Source organism: Paraburkholderia sp. BCC1884, assembly GCF_900996225.1.
Classification (GTDB): domain Bacteria; phylum Pseudomonadota; class Gammaproteobacteria; order Burkholderiales; family Burkholderiaceae; genus Paraburkholderia.
Map to the genome: position 1 here is coordinate 373,829 of NZ_CAAJGL010000079.1, position 18,634 is coordinate 392,462.

Below are 18,634 nucleotides of genomic sequence, written 5' to 3' on the forward strand. Positions count from 1 at the left end.
ACGATGGCAAAAGAAATCGAATTTGCCGACGACGCGCCTTCGTTCGCGCATAGCCAGCAGTTCCAGGACATCAAGAACGCGGCGCACGAACATCTGCTCACGCGTATCGAGGAACTCGGCTCCGAGTTCGGCCGCTGGTCGCGTAACGCGATCAACCAGTTCGTCGATCTGGAGATGGACAGCTTCGTCAGGCTGCGCCGCATCCCGATCAACGAGAGCGAGGTGCGTCTGATCGCCGAGGCGCTCACCAAGGAACTCGCCGGCTTCGGCCCGATCGAGGACCTGCTCGCCGATCCGGCCGTCGAAGATATTCTGATCAACGGCTACAACGACGTGTACGTGTCGCGCCACGGCATCCTGACGCGCATTCAGGTGCGCTTTGCCGACAACGCGCATCTGTTGCGCATCGTGCGGCGCATTCTTGCGCCGATCGGCCGGCGTCTGGACGAATCGAATCCGATGGTCGACGCGCGCCTGCCGAACGGCGGTCGCGTGAACGTGGTGATCGAGCCGCTCTCGATCGACGGGCCGATCGTCTCGATTCGCAAGTTCCGCAAAGACCCGATGCGGCCCGACGACCTGATCGCCAACGGTACCTACAACCCGGAGATCGGCGCATTGCTGGAAGCCGCGGTGGCCGCGCGTTGCAACGTGCTGGTCTCGGGCGGCACGAGTTCGGGCAAGACCTCGTTGCTCAACGCGCTGGCCTTTCACATTCCCGAGGCGGAGCGGGTCGTGACGATCGAGGACACCGCCGAGCTGTCGCTGAATCACCCGCACGTGGTGCGGCTCGAAAGCCGGCCGGGCGGCTTCGACGGCGCGGGTGTGGTGTCGATTCGCGACCTGTTGCGCAACACGCTGCGGATGCGGCCGGATCGCATCATCGTCGGCGAAGTGCGCGGCGGTGAAGTGCTCGAAATGCTGCAGGCGATGAACACCGGCCACGACGGCTCGATGGGCACCGTGCACGCCAGCTCGCCGCGCGAATGTCTGTACCGGCTCGAAATGCTGGCGGGTTTCGCCGGCTTCCAGGGCACCGAGTCGAGCCTGCGCCGCCAGATCGCCAATGCGATCGACTTCATCGTGCAGATCGGCCGGCTCTCGAACGGACGTCGGCGGATTCTGTCGATCACGGAAGTCACGGGGCTGTCGGACAACATCATCGCGACTCAGGAACTGTATCGCTACGAGCCGGTGCTGAATGCCGAAGGCGAGGAACTCGACAACTGGGTTTCGCTCGGCATTCATCCGCACTCGCCGAAGCTGGCGCGCTTCCGTCAGGCGCTCGGCGGCAACGAAGCGTTGCATGGGTTCGGCAATGCGGGCTTTGGCAGCGGTGGTGGATTCGGCGGTGCAGGTGGCGGCGGCTTCGGCGGAGGCTTCAATGTCTAGCGCCGTGCTGGTCTCTGTGGCGCTCGCGCTGCTGTGCGCGGCGCTGGCGTTGCTGGTCTGGCAACGCGGCGCGCAACGCAAAGGCCAGGTGAGCGCCGAACGTTTCATCGACAGCCGGATGGCGCCGGCGCTGCAAGGCGCGTCGGCGGGTGCAGCGGCGGGTGGTCCGCGCGTGGCGGCCGGGCGCGCGGCGGCCTCGACGGCGCCGGCGGCGATCGCGCCGCAGGCGCCGCCCCGGCACGCAAGTCTGCTCGAGCATTGGCGTTATCAGCAGGCGCGGGCGCGCTTCATGATGCAGCACGTAGTGGCGCGCGCGGGCGTGGGCAACACGCGTGGACCGGTCATGATCGCCGGGGTCGTCATTCTGGGCATCTGCCTGTGGGCCGCGGCCGTGGGCGGTTGGCTTGCCGCCGCGGCGTCGTGCGTAAGCTGCGTCATGTTTCTGTATTTCCTGCTGAGCCTGCGCGCGAACAAACGCCGTCAGCAGATCGTGCGGCAGTTGCCGCTGTTTCTCGATGGCATCGTGCGGCTCATCACGCTCGGCAACAGCGTGCCCGCCGCGTTCCAGGCCGCGCTGCAAACCGCCGAGGCGCCGCTGCGCGAATGTCTCGATCACGTTTCGCGCATGCTGCGTACCGGCGTCGAAATCGACCGCGCGCTGAATCACGTCGCGGTGATGTACGGCGTGCGCGAACTGGAACTGGTCGGCGCCGTGCTGCGACTGTCGGTCAAATACGGCGGCCGCGCCGACGTGATGCTCGACCGCATGTCCTCGTTCATGCGCGATCTCGAACAGGCCGAGCGCGAACTGATTGCGATGTCGGCGGAGACGCGCTTGTCGTCGTGGGTGCTGGCGGCGCTGCCGGTCGGCATCGGCGGATTTCTGATCCTGTCCAATCCGCGCTATTTCGCTTCGATGTGGTTCGACCCGACCGGGCGACAAATGGTCTACCTGGCCTTTGCGCTGCAGATCATCGGCGCGTGGCTGTTGTACCGCCTCGCGAACCTGAGGAGATGACGATGCAAAGTCATCAAATGGCGGCGATTGCGCTGGCGCTCGGCTCGCTCGGCCTGCTGCTGCTCGCCGGCCTCGTGCTCGCGCGCGTGGCGGCACAGCGGCGCACCGAACGCACGCTCGGCCACGCGCTCGACGAACGCGCGCTGCAAAGCGCCGCGCTCGCGGCAGCCACGGCGGCGCGCAACGTGGAAGGCGCGGCAAACGGCGCCAGGACGGCGGTGCGCAAGGAAGCGCCGCAGGGTTTCAAAAGCCTGCTCGAGCGTTTTGCACATGCGGGCATCCGCTGGCTCGATACGCCGTTCGGACGTCTCGTGGTCGCCGAAGAAGACCGCCGTCTGCTCGAACAATGCGGGTTCGTGGATACGCGCACGCGCGGCCTGTTCCTGGTGTCGCGGATCGTCGGCGCGCTGGTCCTGCCGGTGATTGCCGCGACCCTGGCGCGCGGTCATCTGGAGGGGCCGCGCTACATGACGCTCGTCGTCATGGCGACCGTGGCCGGCTTCATGTTGCCGAAGATCCTGCTCAAGCGCCGCGCGGGCAAACGCCGGCGTCACGTGGTGGACGAGTTGCCGCTACTGGTCGATCTGCTGCGGCTGTTGCAGGGCGTGGGTTTGTCGCTCGATCAGGCGTTGCAGGTGATGGTCAACGATTTCCGCAGCGTCTTGCCGGTGCTCTCGAGCGAGCTGGAAATCGCGCAGCGCCAGTTCGCCGCGGGGCGAACGCGCGAGCAGTCGCTGAACCGGCTGGCCTCGAGCTACGACAACGAAGACCTGCGCGCGGTCGTGCGCCTGCTGGTGCAGGTGGACCGCCACGGCGGCGCGGTGCAGGAGCCGCTCAAGCAGTTCGGCGACCGGCTGCGCGAAACGCGCCGCGCGATGCTGCGCGAAAGAATCGGCCGCCTCGCGGTGAAGATGACCGGCGTGATGATCGTCACGCTGCTGCCCGCCTTGATGATCGTGACAGCGGGTCCGGGCGTGCTGGCCGTCACGCGTTCGCTGCACACGCTGCACTAGGAAGGATCTGGCCATGGCATACCGTCTCCCATTCGAATTCATACCGCGCTGCGCGTCGACGCTGGTCGTGTGCTGCCTGCTCGGCGCGTGCGCGTCGAAGGATGTCACGGGCTACGGCGTCGGTCCGCAAGCCGAGCGTGCCGTGATGGCGCAGCAGGCCAATCGCGACCCCGCGCCGGATACGCCCGGCATGTATCTCGGACTGATCGACCAGATGCAATCGCAGGGGCTTTACTTTGCGTCGCTCGCGCATATCGACGCCTACGAAAAGCAGTACGGCGCGAATCCGGATACGCATCTGCTGCGCGCCGACGCGCTGCGCATGACCGATCAGCCGGCTGCTGCGGCCGACGCTTACAGCCTGTTGCTGAAGACGCCGCTCGCCGCGCGCGGCTACCGCGGTCTCGGGTTGATCGCCGGTGCATCGGGCGATTTCGCGCACGCCGCGCAGGAGTTGGAGCAGGCGGTGCAACTCGCGCCCACCGATCCGGTGGCGCTGTCCGATCTCGGCTATGCGCGGCTGCGCGATGGCGACGTGAACGGCGCGCGCGTGCCGCTGATGAAGGCGGCCGAACTCGACCAGAACAATCCGAAGATCGTCAGCAACGTGGTGTTGTATCTGCTCGCGAGCGGCGATCAGGCGCAGGCGCTGGCGGTGATGAACCAGCAGAAGCTGGCGCCGGAGGTGCGTACGGCGATTCGCGGCGAGGCGGCGAAAGTCGCGGCGGCGGCGCATGCGCAGACGCGCGGTTCGCAAGGGCAGGCACAACCTCGACCTGGGCCAGGCGCGGCGGCTGCGGGAACGGTCGCGAGCGTGCAGGGGATCGAGCCGGCGCCGCGTGTGTTGCAGCGGTTCGCACAGTAAGCGGGTACGGGCGAAACGAACAGAACGAACGGGCAGTAGGCGCGCATCAGGGAGCGAAAAAAATGAAGCAGGGAAAAATGAAGCGGGGTGGGGCCGCGCCGGCGCTGTGCGTCGCGGCGGCGGTGGCCATATCGATGCTCGCGTCGGCAGTCGCAGTCGCGCAGACGAACGACGGCGCTCCCGCGGCAGCGATGCAGGCGCCGGTCGCGAACACCGAAATCGGCCATTCGACGCTTGCCTGGCTCGACCTGCAACGCAGCAACACGCAGGCGGCGCCCGCCTTGCCGATGCTCGGCGCCGAAGCGGGTCTGGCCTACCGGCGTTACATGGAATCGTTCAAGAGCAAGATCCCCGATCTCTATGGGTCCGCGCTCAAGGCCGGCGGCTCAGGCGATGCAGGCGGCGGTAGTGGCGGCGCGCTGGGCTCCGGCGGCAGCGGGGCGAACTGAGATGCGCCGATCTGGGTCCGTGGCGCCTGCTGCTCGCTGTGCACGCCCGTTCGCGGCGTGGCGGGCCGGTGTGCCGCTGGCCGGTGCGCGTCGTCAGCATGGGGTGTTTTCGATCCTCGCGGCGCTGTGGCTCGCCATTGCGCTCGCCGCGCTCGGCGCGATCGACATCGGCAATGTGTATTTCGTGCGCCGGCAGTTGCAGCGCACGGCGGACCTGGCGGCGATGGCGGGGGTGCAGGTGATCGGCTCGCAAGGCGGCTGCACGAGCGCGAAGTCGGCGGCGACGGCGAACGCGACAGCCAACGGCTTTACCGCGGACAACAACACGACGTTTCTGACTTCGACCTGCGGACGGTGGGATACCACCAGCAGCACTTACTTCGGCACGAGCGGCAACCCGCAGAACGCGGTGCAGGTGCAGGCGACTCAAGCGGTGCCTTATTACTTCCTGGCGGCGACGACCTCGCACAGTGTCACGGCGACCAGCACCGCGTACGCCGCGAACATCGACGCGTTTTCGCTCGGCACCGGCATCGCGACGATCAACACCCAGCAATCGACGCTGCTGAACGCGATTCTCGGCGGCTTGCTGGGCAGTACGGTGGCATTGAGCATCGGCGACACGCAAAGTCTCGCGACGGCGCACATCAAACTGCAGGATCTGATGGTGGCGTTGGGGGCGTCGACGATGCAACAACTGCTCACCACCAGCGTGAGCTACCAGAAGATGATGGTCGCGATGGCCAACGCGCTGACGGCGGGCGGCGATACGGTGAACGCGGGCATTCTGAGAACGTTGGCTGTGGCGGTGCCCGGTGGACAGAACATTACCGTCGGCGACGGACTCAGCACGTATAGCAATGGCAATCCGGTGCCGGGGTTGCTGGCACTGGGACTGGCCAATGCGAATTCCGCAGCGACCGCAACGATCAATGCGTTCGATGCGTTGATGGTGGCGGCGCAGATTGCGCAGGCCAGTCCGGATGGGACGGCGGGCAATGCGCCGGCGATCAACGTGGTGGCCAATCTCGCAGGGGTGGCTGGCATTTCGCTGCAAATTATCAATCCGCCCGCGCTGGCCGCGGGTGACGGCGCATCGACGACTGTCAACGGGAAGACCACGTATAGCGCGACGGCGCGTACGGCGGTGATCTACGCGAGTATCAACCTGCTACCGATCAGCTTGCCGACCGCGACGGTCGGGGGTGCGCCGTTGCTCGCGGTGACGCTCTCGGCATTGAGCACGCCGCTGGTGGTGACGATCCAGGCCGCACCGGGTACAGCGGGATTAAGTTCGGTCGACTGCGAGACCACGAAGGCGGCCACGAATGCCACGATCCAGGTAACGCCGGGGATCGCCTCGGCCTGTGTCGCAGGCGATGCGAGCTGCACCAAGCCTGTCAATCTGGTGTCGTTGTCGGCGGTCGTCCTCGGTGTCACCGTGCCGGTGGGAACCGTGGCGCTCAATCCGACGGGATTCTTGAAACTTGCGCCGGGAACGACAACTCCGCTTGTTTTCGACGGTTCCTCCGGGAGTTTCGATGCGAGCAAAAGCGCCAATTCCAACGCGATTGGCAGCGATGGCTCGGTCCTCACCTCGCAATTGTTGGGCGTATTGCCCAAACTGTTGCAGGTCATACCCTTGGGTATCAATCTTTCCACCGTCCTGGCACCGATTCTTACCGGCGTGACGAGCCTTCTGATGCCGATCCTCAACCCCGTTTTCGGTCTGCTCGACTCGGTCTTCGTGCCGACACTGTCGCTACTGGGCGTTCAGATCGGCACCGCTACCGTTCACAACATGTCGCTGACGTGCGGCGTCTCGCAACTGGTCAACTAGCCTATCCAAGATGAGAACCACCACCAAAATCGAGGAACTCGATATCTACGTCTGGGAGGGCAAGGCCGACATCGTCGACCGGGTCGCGCGCTGCATGGCGAGCTTCGAAGTCGAAGTGATCCGTGCCGACGATATCGCGATCTCGCCCGAACGGACTGCGCTGCGGCCCTCGCTGGCGATCATCAGCGTCTCGGTGATCGACAGCGGCGCGCTGATCCTGCGCGACTGGCAGGCGGCCCACGGCATCCCCGTGGTGTGGGTCGGCGCGGCGCCGCGCGACCACGACCCGGCGAGCTACCCGTCCGAGTATTCGCACATTCTGCCGCTCGATTTCACCTGCGCCGAATTGCGCGGCATGGTGATGAAACTGGTGGCGCAGATTCGCGCGCACAGCGCCAAGACCCACCAGTCCGACGCGATGATCGCCAACTCGGAGTGCATGCAGGCGCTGCTGCACGAGGTCGACACCTTCGCCGATTGCGACACGAGCGTGCTGGTGCACGGCGAGACCGGCGTCGGCAAGGAGCGCATCGCGCAACTGCTGCACGAAAAACATAGCCGCTATGGACAAGGCCCGTTCGTCGCAGTGAACTGCGGCGCGATTCCCGATGGCCTGTTCGAATCGCTTTTCTTCGGCCACTCGAAAGGCTCGTTCACGGGCGCGGTGGTCGCGCATAAAGGCTACTTCGAACAGGCCGACGGCGGCACGCTGTTCCTCGATGAAATCGGCGACCTGCCGCTCTACCAGCAGGTGAAGCTGCTGCGCGTGCTCGAAGACAGCGCCGTCACGCGGATCGGTTCGGCCACGCCGGTGAAGCTCGACTTCCGGCTGGTGGCGGCGACCAACAAGCTTCTGCCGCAACTGGTCAAGGAGGGCACGTTCCGCGCCGACCTTTACTACCGGCTCGCCGTGATCGAGTTGAAGATTCCGTCACTCGAAGAACGTGGCGCGGTCGACAAGATCGCAATCTTCAAGGCGTTCATTGCCGAGGTGGTCGGCACCGAACGTCTGTCGAGTCTCGCCGACCTGCCGTACTGGTTGGCCGACGCCGTCGCCGATACTTATTTCCCCGGCAACGTGCGCGAACTGCGCAACCTCGCCGAGCGCATCGGCGTGACCGTGCGTCAGATCGGCGCGTGGGATGCGGCGCGTCTACAGCGGCTGCTCGCGCTCGCGCGCTCCACGCAACCGGTGCCGGTCGAGAGCGCCGCGGAAGTGCTGGTGGATCGCAGCAAATGGGATATGGCGGAGCGCAATCGCGTGCTCGCCGCGCTCGACGCAAACGGTTGGCGTCGGCAGGATACGGCACTCTATCTGGGCATCAGCCGCAAGGTGTTGTGGGAGAAGATGCGCAAGTATCAAATTTTCGACGAGGAGCCCGAAACACGCGAAAGTGAGTAATAATGAGACGGTTGTACTAAAACAAAAACTGTTCAAGCAGGAATTACATGGACCGAAAGTCGAAACTACGACAGATTGCCCTGGCGGCACTCATCACGTTGGGCGCCGGGCAGGCCGCATATGCCCAGGCTTTGCCGGACAGTTCCGCGAGCGCAAACGTCGGGGGTGGCGTTGTTTCCCAGCCGGGCACGACGACGGCATTGCCGGCCACGTCGCAGGCAGGACAGGCACAAACCTCTGCGCTCACGCCCGATGAGGCGAAGCAATCCGCCGCCGGCAACGTGGCGGAATTGCAGCAGATGATCCACGGCTCGGATCTCAGCGAATTGCGCACCACGTATAACGGCAGCTATGGCGCCAGCTTGCTGTTCTACGGCAAGGAAATGACGTACTACGTGGCGCTGTTCCAGCAGAAGAATTTCTGGCGCGTCATCAAGACTCAGGATGCGACGCGCGCCGACATGATCTACAAGGACTTCGTGCGTCAGACGATGCAACTGTCGGATGTGGAAATCCGTCGCACGCAACTCGAAGCGCAGAAGGCCTTCACGGAGCGCATGATCGCGTTGTCGCAAGATCGCGCGAATCGCCTGCAGGCGGACCTCGACGTGGCGCGTCAGCAGCAGACCATCGTCGCCACGCAGCAACAGCAAACGCGTGCCGAAGCGACGTCGCTGGCTCAGCAAAAGGCGGCCGCGCAGGATCAGTTGCGCTCGGCTCAGCGCCAGGTGCGCGAGTTGCAGCGTCAGTTGGAAAGCGGCTTGCCCTCGCATTGAGGGCGATGATTTAAAGCATGAACGTGGTGGGGTGGTGCGGCACGTGTGAAGCGTGTCGCCGCCCGCCTTGCCACGAAAAAAACCGCGCGCAGTTTTCTACTGCCTATCGCGTACTCTGTTCCGCATACTCTCCGTGTCGGCCGTGTCGGCCGTGTGACAACGTGGCTGTCTCTGCGCCGCACTCCAAGCGATCTTCCATCTTGCTTTAATGCGCACTCGCGTTGCGAAAGCGGCGGCAAACCTGTTCGGTTTCGCCGCGCCTTCGATGCAGGCAAACTCGCCGTCAGTGTCGCGAGGCGCACTCGACGCTAGTGATGCTTCTTTCCTTCCGAATGGGTTTCTTTCGCCGCGGGCTGACGCGACTCCGGCACGTCGATGGCAATCGGGTCGCTGGCCGGGAAGCTTTCTTCGAGCGCCTCGTCGAGGCGGCTATCCGTCGACTCGAGAGGCTGCTGCGTGGTCGTGGAATGAGAGGCGTGCGGCTTCTTGCTGGTCATGACATGCTCCATGAGATGAGAGTCGGTCATTCAGCATAGCGCAAAGCTCGCAGTGGCGACGTCTCGCTGCGCGAGCGGCGAATCTCGCGTCGTAAGCGTTCTCTTCATATCGCCTTCAAACCATTGCGCATCAACTCGTTTTCGATGTGTCGCCAGAAGCAGACCGCACTCACGAAACCAAGGCAGCCTACGACATGGACCTGAAGATCAGCACACCCGCCACCGTATGTGCCGCACCGGCCGCGCAGCGCTTTCACGCCTCGCACGTAGTGGAAGCGGAGTTGGAACACCTGGAGTGGGCAACGAAGCAACCGGCACTGCGCATGCTGGACGCCGGGTACTGGCGGCGTCGCGTGCTGGCGGTCAAATGTGGATTCGAACTGACGGAACTGCAGGGAATACGTCTGGAGAAGATCCTGGCGCGGCTCGGCTGTCCTGCGAAGTAGCCGGGCGCGACGCCGGATATGACGACGGTGAGCGGTTACTCGCTGCTGCCGCCGCCGTTGCCACCATTGCCACCGCTGTTGCCGCCATTGCCGCCATGATGACCACCGCCATGGCTGCCGCCACCGTGGTTGCCGCCGTCGCCGCCACCCGTGCCGAACAGACGCCGGCGACGCGTGACCACCACCGGGCCGTCGGACGGACTGCCGGTACGATCGGATGCCGGGCGGTCTGAGGACGGGCCATACGATTCGCGCGGCTCACGCGGTTCGCGATGCTCGCGCGGTTCACGCGAGCCATGCGGACCGCGCGTGGTGTGCTCGCCATGCGACGGGCGCCCGGCGCGCGGCGCCGGACGCGTGCCGGTGTCGAGCTGGATCGTGGAGATCGCGCGCTTGTAGATGCCTTGCAGGCCGACCGGCGTGCGCAGCATCACCAGATACTGATCGAACGACTCGATGCACCCAGTCAGGCGAATGCCGTTGACGAGATAGATCTCAACGCGCTTTCGTTCTTTGCGCGCAGCGTTCATGAAGTCGTTTTGCGGATGCGATTCTGCGGATGCCATGGACAATTCAGGTTAGTAAGACGGTTGTTCGCCGCGATTCTACCCTGTGTGGGGGCGGAACGCGTCGACGGGCGAACTGGGTCCACTATAACGGCTTGTGGACGCATAAGCATCTGATAACTATTGGCTGTAACGTTGAGTTACGAATCTGCGGACGAATCACGCATTCTTCCGCCACACCCAAGCCCATCGGGCGCGAATGGCGGAAAAAGATAGCGTCCGGCGTCGCTTCGACGGAATAAAACGGCGCTGCCGCGCGTTAAGTCAGGCATGGAGCACCGCATCATCCGCGTGGCCGACCGCTTGCAGGTTGCATGCCGGCCGGCATGCGCCGAACGGGTGCTCATCAGGAGACTTACCATGAAAACATCGCGCTTTCTTTCCGCCGTCTTCGTCCTGCTGGCGCTCGCGCTCGGCTCACTTGCGACCAGTGGCTGCACCACCGACGGCGCGGCCTCCGGCAGCAGCAGTAGCGGCAGCACCGGCGGCTATTGAGCCTCGCACGCCGGGTGAGTTTTGAAACCGAAGTGATTGCGTGGCTCCCGCAGTTGCGCCGCTATGCGCGCGCACTGACGGGCGACCGCGCCTGGGCCGACGATCTCGTGCAGGATACGGCGGAGCGCGCGCTCGCGCGCTGGGCGGCGTTCCGGCCGAACAGCAATCTGCGCGCGTGGCTGCTGACGATCCTGCGCAACATCTACATCGATCAGTTGCGCGGACGCCGCGAGATTGCCGTCGACGAAAGCAGCGCGCCCTGGCGTAATCTCGAAGCGCCGCAAGGCGAGGTCGACGGTCTGGTGCTGCGCGATCTGCAGCGTGCGCTGTACCGTTTGCCGCTCGAGCAGCGCGAAGTGCTGTTGCTGGTCTGCGTGGAGGAGTTGTCGTATCAGGAAGCGTCGCGCGCGCTCGGCGTGCCGATCGGCACGGTGATGTCGCGGCTCTCGCGTGCGCGTGAGCAACTGCGCGTGTTGTTGACGCAGGGGCCGGTTCCGGGACAGGAGCCGGCGCGCAAAACTGCGCCGCTGAAAGTGGTGAGAAATCCGTGATGAACAACGACGACCACGATTCCGGCTTGCCCGACGGGCTCGATCTGCGCACGCTGTCGGCGTTCGTCGACGGCGAGTTGCCGGATGCCGGGCGCGCCGCGCTCGAAGCGCAACTGGCGCGCCATCCCGAAGCCGCCGCGCGGGTCGCCGCGTGGCGCGCGCAGAAGGCCGCATTGCGCGCGCTGTGCGGCGCAACGTCGAGCGAGGAGATCCCACCGCACGACATCGATGACATGCGCGAGACAGTCGGCAGCCTCGGCGAACCGGCGTTCATCGTCGTGCGCCGGTCGACGCCATGGTGGCAGCGCACCGCTCTCGCAGCTTGCTGGCTCGCGGCCGGCGCGGGTCTTGCGCTCGCCCTGGGACCGCTTGCGCCACGCCTGACGGGCGGCGCCTGGAACGGTCTGGGCGGGCATCCACCGAGTTTTGCCGAGCGCGCCGATGTCGCCTACGCGGTCTACACGCCGGAGCAGCGTCATCCGGTCGAAGTAGCGGCAAGCGACGAAGAGCATCTGATCAACTGGCTGTCCAGGCGGCTGAACCGGCCGCTTTCGGTGCCGTCGCTGCAGGAATACGGCTACTCGCTGGTGGGCGGCCGTCTGTTGCCGGGCGAAGCGGGACCGGCTGCGCAATTCATGTATGAAAACACCCGCGGCGCACGCCTCACCTTGTACGTCACGGGCACCGCACGCGACGAAACCGCCTTCCGTCTCTTTCGCGACGGCAATCGGCGCACCTTCTACTGGATCAACGACGGCATGGGTTACGCGCTGTCCGGTCCGATCGCGGAAGGCAAGCTGCGCTCGATCGCGATCGACGTCTGCAGTGCGCTTGGTGGCAAACCGGAGTCGTGGCAATAACTCGCCTGGAATAGCGGCGCGCCCTGGTCCGTTTCCATCATTTTCATCACATGGATCATGTGCGCTATACGCACGACACCTATGCAATGGGCGGCCGTCAAGGAGAGGCTTTGATACGCAGCTTGCCGCCGAATGTATCCGCCGCGCAGTTCGATCGCGCGCTTGCCGCATGGCGCGCGATCGTCGGCGAGGCGCAGGTGATGACCTCGGCGGCGGCGCTCGCCGGGTATCTCGATCCGTTCGCGCCCGGCGAGCGCGACGCCTTTGCGGCAAGCGCCGTGCTGTTGCCCGCTTCCGTCGATGAGATTCGCGCCGTGCTGCGCATCGCGAATCAGGCACGCATTCCCTTGTGGACCGTGTCGACCGGACGCAATTTCGCCTATGGCGGTGCCGCGCCGCGACTGGCCGGGTCGGTGGTGCTCGATCTGCAGCGCATGAACCGCATCATCGAAGTGAACGAGACGCTCGCTTATGCGCTGGTCGAACCGGGTGTGAGTTACTTCGATCTGTATTCGCATCTGCGCGAGAAGGGCTACAAGCTATGGATCGATCCGCCCGCGGCGGGTTGGGGCAGTGTGGTCGGCAATACGCTGGAACGCGGTTTCGGCTACACCGCGTATGGCGATCACGCGGCTGCGCAGTGCGGCATGGAAGTGGTGCTCGCCAATGGCGACGTGTTGCGCACCGGCATGGGCGGCATCGACACCGGTACGGCCTGGCAGCTTTATCAGCCGGGTTATGGACCGTCGTTCGATGCGATGTTCATGCAGTCGAATTACGGCATCGTCACGAAGCTGGGCATCTGGCTGATGCCCGCGCCGCCCGCGTATCTGCTCGGTGAAATCCGCTTTCAGCACGAGGCGGATCTCGAAGCGATCGTCGAGATTGTGCGGCCCTTGCGGCTCGACGAAACGATCCGCAACCACGCGGTGATCGAAGGCGGCTTGCGACGCGCGGCGGGTTTGTCGTCGCGTGCGCAGTGGTACGAGGGAGCGGGCGCCATGCCGGAGAGTGCCGTTGCGGCGATGCTCGACAAGCTCGACGTGGGCCGCTGGAATCTGCATTTCGCGCTCTACGGGACGCCCGAATTGATCGACGCGCGCTACGCGATCGTGCAGCGCGCCTTCGCGCGCGTGCCGCAAGCGAGACTCTTCGCGGCGCGTTACACGGGCGACTCCCAGCCCAGCGGCGGCGGCGACCGCAATATGGCCGGCATTCCGGGGATGAGCGCGTTTCGCATGCTCGACTGGCGCGGCGGCGCGGGTGCGCATGTGGACTTTGCGCCAGTATGTCCCGCAACCGGGCGCGATGCGCTGCGTCAATACACGATGGTCAAGACGCGTGCGGCGGAATATGGCTTCGATTATTACGGCGGTTTTACGGCAGGCGTGCGTCATCTGCATCACATTGTCGCGGCGATTTTCGATCGTGACGACGCGAGCCAGGTGGAGCGGGCCGGCGCGCTACTGCGTTCGCTGATGAGCGATGCGCGGGCGGCGGGTTACGGCGAATATCGCGCGCATCTGGCGTATATGGATTTTGCCGCCGCTCAATACAGTTTCAACGAGGGCGCGTTGCTGCGTCTCTCGGAAACGATCAAGGACGCGCTCGATCCGAACGGGATTCTCGCACCTGGCAAACAGGGCATCTGGCCGGCAGCGTGGCGGGACCGGCGCGGCTATACCTGAGCGGTGAAGCCAGCGCGATATCGCGAGGATCGAGTCATGGACCGACGCACTTTCATGATGAGCGGCGCCTGCCTATCCCGTGCAGCAGGCGGCGCGTTGACGTGGCCTGGGCTCACGCATGGCGCGGCTTGCCATGGCACGCTGGCGCTTGTCGATTCCACCTTGCCGCATGGCGCCGCGTTCGCGGAGTATGCCGCTCATCGGCGCTGGCCGACTGTTGAAGCGGGTGACGACATCGGCGTGCTCTGGTACACGAAGCTCGCGCCGCTGCTGCTGTTGGAGCATGCGCCGGCGACGCTCGCCCAGACGTCGCTGATCGGTTTGACCCGCACCTCCGATTACTTCGTGCTCAAACGACTCGCTACCCGTCACGGCGAGTTGATCGAACACAGTCATGAACATGGCCCCGGCGCCGCGCATGTCACGTTCGTTTTTACGCCTGGCGCCGCCGTCCGAACTTAAAACTTGTATTCCTTGTTCTTCGGATCGAAGGTCGAGTCGTCGAACGTCTTCGGCGTGATCGTTTCGAAGACGATCTTTTCGAAGATCTTGCCGTCGTTGTCGTAGGACTCGACGGCGCGGAAATACGGGTGCCGCAGATCCAGACCCAAGGTTTCCTTCTTCGCATAGAACTGCGGCTGGCCGGTCGGCGTTTCGAAGGTGAAAGCGACCACGCGCACGCCGTCGAGCGTCTTCACGTCCACCTGAGTCGAGCGCGGCAAGCCGGCCTCGATATATTTTTTGCCCTCGCTGAGGTACTGATTGGCGATGTATTCGGTGCCGAGATCGCGCACCTGGTGATTCGATTGCGCGCGGGCGAGGGCGCCGGTCAGCGACGTCCACAAGGACGTCACGTTCAAGATCCCGCCCAGATGCCCGTACATTTCATCGGTACGTTTGGACTCGTCGTAGATGACTTCCTGGCCCGCATGCGCGCCGTCGGGCAACCATTCCGCGTAGATGCGTAGCGGGTCGTGCGCGAGGCGCACCAGCATGTGATCCGGCTTATCGGGCCATTGGCCGTGAATGCGCTCCGAGCGCGCCATCGTGAACTCGTACGACGGATAACCGTTCGGTCCTTCCTTGATGTAGCGCGGCAAGGCGAGCGGATCGAGCGACTGGAACAAAGCGACCAGTTGCGCGTCGTCGAGCTTTTCCATTGCGCCGCTCTGTTGCGCGGCGCGCAGCCATTTGACCTGCTGATCCAGCGTGAGCTTGCCGACCTGTGAAGACGGCGTGCTGGGCGCCTTGACGGCGCTGGCCGTGTCGAGCGGAGGCGGCGCGTCGTCGTTCTGTGCGAACGCCGATGGCGTGCCCATCCAGACAGTACTGACGACCAAAGCGCCGATCAGCAGCGTCCGCGACGCCACGCTGCGTAACCCTGCGTGGCTACGCCTCGCGCTCAGCGGTGCGACGGTGAGGCGCATGAAGGCCGGCGGGCGGCTCGGGCGTGCGGACAGGCTGTGCTTCATGAATCTCTCCGTAAGGTGACGCCTGGCGACGACGCCGGGCGTCTTGCCTGTCAGGCAGATTTTTGCTTCGCGAGTTCCTCGTCACGCAGCGCACGGCGCAGTATTTTGCCGACGTTGGTTTGCGGCAGCTCGTCGCGGAACTCGACGAGCTTCGGCACCTTGTAGCCCGTCAGGTTCTTGCGGCAATGGGCAATCACCTGTTCGGCCGTCAGCGACGGATTGCGCCTGACGATGAACACCTTCACCTTTTCGCCCTGCGCCGCGTCGGGTACACCGATTGCGGCTACTTCGCGCACATCGGGGTGGGCCGCGATCACGTCCTCGACTTCGTTCGGATAGACGTTGAAGCCCGACACCAGAATCATGTCCTTCTTGCGGTCGATCAGGCGAATGAAGCCGCGCGAATCCATCACGCCGATGTCGCCGGTCGCGAGCCAGCCGTCCGCGTCGATGACCTTGGCGGTTTCATCCGGGCGATTCCAATAGCCTTTCATCACCTGCGGGCCGTGTACGCACAATTCGCCCGCTTCGCCGATCTCGGCCCACGTGCCGTCGTCCTTCTTGAAACGCACTTGCGTGGAGGGTGCGGGCAGACCGATCGAGCCGTCGAAGTCGCGCATGTTGCTCAGATCGACCGGGTTCATCGACACGATCGGCGAGCACTCGGTGAGCCCGTAGCCTTCGATGATCGGCTTGCCGGTCACCTGCTTGAAGCGCTCGGCTACCGACCGCTGCATGGCCATGCCGCCGGCCATCGCGAGCTTGAGGTTGGAGAAGTCGCGCTGGCGGAATTCTTCGTTGTCGAGAAAGGCGTTGTAGAGCGTATTGACGGCGGTGATGCCGGTGAATTTCTCGTGACGGATGATCATCATCACGCGCTTCATGTCGCGCGGATTGGCGATCAGGATATTGCGCCCGCCGAGTCCCATGAAGATCAACGCGTTCACGGTCAGCGAATAGATGTGATAGAGCGGCAGCGGCGTGAGCACGGTTTCGATATCGCCGTTCAGTTGCGCCTCGGACCACGCCTTCGCCTGCAGCAGATTGGCGATGATGTTCCGGTGCGTGAGCATCGCGCCCTTGGCGACGCCGGTGGTGCCGCCGGTGTATTGCAGGAACGCGATGTCGTCGTGTACGAGGCGCACGGGTGTGACCGGGCGCGTGTAACCGGTCGCGAGCGCCTTGAGCAGCGGCACCGCCTGCGGCAGGTTGTAGGCGGGCACCATTTTCTTCACGTGCCGCAACATGAAATTGAGCAGACGTCCCTTCGGATTCAGACCGTCGGCGAGCAGATCGCCGAGACCCGTCACGATGACGTTCTGCACTTTGGTGCCGGGCAATGCGTCTTCGACGGTTTTGGCGAAGTTTTCAAACACGATGATGGTGCTCGCGCCGCTGTCCTTCAACTGGTGCGCGAGTTCGCGCACCGTGTAGAGCGGATTCACGTTGACCACCACGGCGCCGGCCTTCAGCGCGCCGAACAGCGCGACCGGATACTGGAAGGTATTGGGCAGCATGATCGCGACCCGCTCGCCCGGCTTCACGCCGATGCCTTGCAGATACGCAGCGAACGCGGTGGCCTTGCGGCCGAGTTCTCCATACGTCAGATTCGCGCCGACGCTCACGTAGGCCACGCGCTCGCGGAATTGCGCGATGCACTGGTCGAAGAACTGCACCACCGACTCGTATTGCTGGACGTCGATTTCGTGCGGCACGTCCGCCGGATAGGACGCGTACCAGATGCCGTCGGTGTTGGGGGCGTGGTTCGGCGTCCGGGTCGAGGCTGGTGAAGCGGGCGAGGACGGCGGCTGCGCGGCGGGCGCGAGCGTGGTCTGGGTGGGCTGGGTCATCGGTCGTCTCCTGAAGCAGTGGCTTCCTGTGTTTATGTGCTGGTCTTGCGGCCAGTCATCGAAGCATTCAAAGCAGATCTTGCAACGGTGTTCGAGGCAACACCATGTCTTGATACAGGTGTCGGCGTGCCGGGCTCAGCGCTCCAGAATCGCGACCACCCCCTGGCCGCCCGCCGCGCAGATCGAAATCAGTCCGCGCGCGGTGCCGGCGGGTTTGTCGAGTTGCGCGAGCATCTTGGCGAGACCGGCGACGATCCGCCCGCCCGTGGCCGCGAACGGATGGCCGGTGGCGAGCGAACTGCCGTTGACGTTCAGTTTCGCCCGGTCGAGCGCGCCGAGCGGCCCCGGCAAACCGAGTTGCGTGCGGCAATATTCATCATCCTGCCACGCCGTGAGCGTGCACAACACCTGCGCCGCGAAAGCTTCGTGAATTTCGTACAGATCGAAGTCCTGCAACGTGAGCCCGGCGCGCGCCAGCATGCGCGGCACGGCGTAGGCGGGCGCCATCAGCAGGCCCTCTTTTTTGTCGACATAGTCGACGGCGGCGGTTTCCGACCACGTCAGGTAAGCGAGCACGGGAAGCCCGTGCCGGGCCGCCCATTCTTCGCTGGCGAGCAGCACGGCCGAGGCGCCGTCGGTGAGCGGCGTGGCATTGCCTGCGGTCAGCGTGCCGGCGTCGCGGTCGAATACCGGCTTCAGTCCCGCGAGTTTTTCGAGCGTGAGATCCGGGCGCAGGTTGTTGTCGCGCGCGAGGCCGCGGTAGGGCGTCATCAGATCGTTGAGGAAGCCGCGCGCGTAAGCCTCGTTGAGCTTGCGGTGGCTGTCGTAGGCGAGCACGTCTTGCGCTTCGCGTGAAATGTTCCAGCGCTTGGCCATCAATTCGCAATGCTCGCCCATCGAGAGGCCGGTGCGCGGTTCGCCGTTGCGCGGCAGAAGCGGCTTGAAGAACATGTCGGGGCGCAGTTTGGTCAAGGCGCCGACGCGCTGCCCGGTGCTCTTGCCGCGATTCGCTTCGAGCAGAATCTTGCGCATGCGTTCGTTGACGCCGATCGGCGCGTCGGAGGTCGTGTCGACGCCGCCCGCGATACCCACTTCGATCTGTCCCAGGGCAATCTTGTTGGCGACGAGGATCGCGGCTTCAAGGCCGGTGCCGCATGCCTGCTGCACGTCGTAAGCGGGCGTTTCCTTCGCGAGCGTGGTGGACAGCACGGATTCGCGCGTCAGGTTGAAGTCGCGTGAGTGCTTGATGACGGCGCCCGCCGCGACTTCGCCCAGACGTTCGCCGTGCAGGTTGTAGCGATCGATCAGGCCTTGCAGCGTGAAGGTCAGCATGTCCTGATTCGAGGCGGTCGCGTACGCGGTGTTCGAGCGCGCAAACGGAATCCGGTTGCCCCCGACGATGGCGACGCGGCGCACGGCTGGCAGCGGGTTTGTCATGCTCGGCTCCTTTGGGT

Annotated in this window: 19 protein-coding genes; 14 read left to right on the forward strand and 5 right to left on the reverse strand. The window is 64.7% G+C overall.

The annotated features are described in order from the left end of the window. The first annotated feature begins 3 nt into the window (after positions 1 to 3). The 8 genes from FQ705_RS17045 (at position 4) to FQ705_RS17080 (ending at position 8,755) form a co-directional block, all read left to right on the forward strand. Positions 4 to 1,392 carry a CpaF family protein gene (locus tag FQ705_RS17045; protein WP_144143101.1) on the forward strand — a complete coding sequence of 463 codons (1,389 nt, stop codon included), beginning with the start codon at positions 4 to 6 and terminating at the stop codon, positions 1,390 to 1,392. Next, positions 1,385 to 2,410, forward strand: a complete 1,026-nt coding sequence (locus FQ705_RS17050) for a type II secretion system F family protein (RefSeq protein WP_144143103.1) — start codon at positions 1,385 to 1,387, stop codon at positions 2,408 to 2,410. Before FQ705_RS17045 ends, FQ705_RS17050 begins: the two co-directional genes overlap by 8 nt. Before the next feature lie 2 nt (positions 2,411 to 2,412). After that, positions 2,413 to 3,423 carry a type II secretion system F family protein gene (locus tag FQ705_RS17055; protein WP_144143105.1) on the forward strand — a complete coding sequence of 337 codons (1,011 nt, stop codon included), beginning with the start codon at positions 2,413 to 2,415 and terminating at the stop codon, positions 3,421 to 3,423. Between the two features lie 13 nt (positions 3,424 to 3,436). Continuing rightward, a complete protein-coding gene (locus FQ705_RS17060; RefSeq protein WP_260854547.1) occupies positions 3,437 to 4,288 on the forward strand; it encodes a tetratricopeptide repeat protein in 852 nt (283 codons plus the stop codon). Positions 4,289 to 4,350: 62 nt separating this feature from the next. Beyond that, entirely contained in the window at positions 4,351 to 4,737 is a 387-nt protein-coding gene (locus tag FQ705_RS17065) for a DUF3613 domain-containing protein (protein WP_260854548.1), read from the forward strand. Positions 4,738 to 4,756: 19 nt separating this feature from the next. Continuing rightward, positions 4,757 to 6,577: a TadG family pilus assembly protein gene (locus FQ705_RS17070; protein WP_260854549.1), complete on the forward strand. Its 1,821-nt coding sequence runs from the start codon at positions 4,757 to 4,759 to the stop codon at positions 6,575 to 6,577. Between the two features lie 10 nt (positions 6,578 to 6,587). Continuing rightward, on the forward strand, positions 6,588 to 7,979 hold the full coding sequence (locus FQ705_RS17075; protein WP_144143109.1) for a sigma 54-interacting transcriptional regulator: 1,392 nt from the start codon (positions 6,588 to 6,590) through the stop codon (positions 7,977 to 7,979). 47 nt (positions 7,980 to 8,026) lie between these two features. Beyond that, the gene (locus FQ705_RS17080; RefSeq protein ID WP_144143111.1) at positions 8,027 to 8,755 is read left to right on the forward strand and encodes a DUF2968 domain-containing protein; all 729 of its coding nucleotides are present in this window, start codon (positions 8,027 to 8,029) and stop codon (positions 8,753 to 8,755) included. A 308-nt stretch (positions 8,756 to 9,063) separates the two neighbouring features. On the opposite strand, the gene FQ705_RS17085 is transcribed toward FQ705_RS17080, so the two are convergent. Then, positions 9,064 to 9,252 carry a hypothetical protein gene (locus FQ705_RS17085; RefSeq protein WP_144143114.1) on the reverse strand — a complete coding sequence of 63 codons (189 nt, stop codon included), beginning with the start codon at positions 9,250 to 9,252 and terminating at the stop codon, positions 9,064 to 9,066. Between the two features lie 194 nt (positions 9,253 to 9,446). Here FQ705_RS17085 and FQ705_RS17090 point away from each other — a divergent pair, with 194 nt between their 5' ends. Beyond that, positions 9,447 to 9,698, forward strand: coding sequence for a hypothetical protein (locus FQ705_RS17090; RefSeq protein WP_144143116.1), 252 nt, complete (start codon positions 9,447 to 9,449; stop codon positions 9,696 to 9,698). Between the two features lie 35 nt (positions 9,699 to 9,733). Here FQ705_RS17090 and hfq read toward each other — a convergent pair whose 3' ends face one another. Continuing rightward, on the reverse strand, positions 9,734 to 10,264 hold the full coding sequence (gene hfq, locus FQ705_RS17095; RefSeq protein WP_144143118.1) for an RNA chaperone Hfq: 531 nt from the start codon (positions 10,262 to 10,264) through the stop codon (positions 9,734 to 9,736). 360 nt (positions 10,265 to 10,624) lie between these two features. On the opposite strand from hfq, the gene FQ705_RS34545 reads away from it, so the two are divergent. The 5 genes from FQ705_RS34545 to FQ705_RS17115 all read left to right on the forward strand — a co-directional run bounded on the left by FQ705_RS34545 (position 10,625) and on the right by FQ705_RS17115 (position 14,320). Further along, positions 10,625 to 10,759 (forward strand): hypothetical protein, encoded by a 135-nt coding sequence (locus FQ705_RS34545; protein WP_260854550.1) that lies wholly within the window; start codon positions 10,625 to 10,627, stop codon positions 10,757 to 10,759. A 14-nt stretch (positions 10,760 to 10,773) separates the two neighbouring features. Beyond that, positions 10,774 to 11,310 carry a sigma-70 family RNA polymerase sigma factor gene (locus FQ705_RS17100; RefSeq protein ID WP_144143557.1) on the forward strand — a complete coding sequence of 179 codons (537 nt, stop codon included), beginning with the start codon at positions 10,774 to 10,776 and terminating at the stop codon, positions 11,308 to 11,310. Next, on the forward strand, positions 11,310 to 12,170 hold the full coding sequence (locus FQ705_RS17105) for an anti-sigma factor family protein (RefSeq protein ID WP_144143119.1): 861 nt from the start codon (positions 11,310 to 11,312) through the stop codon (positions 12,168 to 12,170). Before FQ705_RS17100 ends, FQ705_RS17105 begins: the two co-directional genes overlap by 1 nt. A gap of 110 nt (positions 12,171 to 12,280) precedes the next feature. Further along, complete coding sequence (locus FQ705_RS17110) at positions 12,281 to 13,858, forward strand: FAD-binding oxidoreductase (protein ID WP_144143558.1); 1,578 nt, start codon at positions 12,281 to 12,283, stop codon at positions 13,856 to 13,858. Between the two features lie 36 nt (positions 13,859 to 13,894). Next, entirely contained in the window at positions 13,895 to 14,320 is a 426-nt protein-coding gene (locus FQ705_RS17115; protein ID WP_144143121.1) for a hypothetical protein, read from the forward strand. On the opposite strand, the gene FQ705_RS17120 is transcribed toward FQ705_RS17115, so the two are convergent. From FQ705_RS17120 to FQ705_RS17130, 3 genes are all read right to left on the reverse strand, one after another. Then, positions 14,317 to 15,177, reverse strand: a complete 861-nt coding sequence (locus FQ705_RS17120; protein ID WP_313955677.1) for a DUF1571 domain-containing protein — start codon at positions 15,175 to 15,177, stop codon at positions 14,317 to 14,319. The genes FQ705_RS17115 and FQ705_RS17120 overlap by 4 nt on opposite strands. A 203-nt stretch (positions 15,178 to 15,380) precedes the next feature. Beyond that, entirely contained in the window at positions 15,381 to 17,180 is a 1,800-nt protein-coding gene (locus FQ705_RS17125) for an AMP-binding protein (protein ID WP_144143125.1), read from the reverse strand. A gap of 135 nt (positions 17,181 to 17,315) precedes the next feature. Beyond that, positions 17,316 to 18,617, reverse strand: a complete 1,302-nt coding sequence (locus tag FQ705_RS17130) for an acetyl-CoA C-acetyltransferase (RefSeq protein WP_144143127.1) — start codon at positions 18,615 to 18,617, stop codon at positions 17,316 to 17,318. Positions 18,618 to 18,634: the final 17 nt, after the last annotated feature.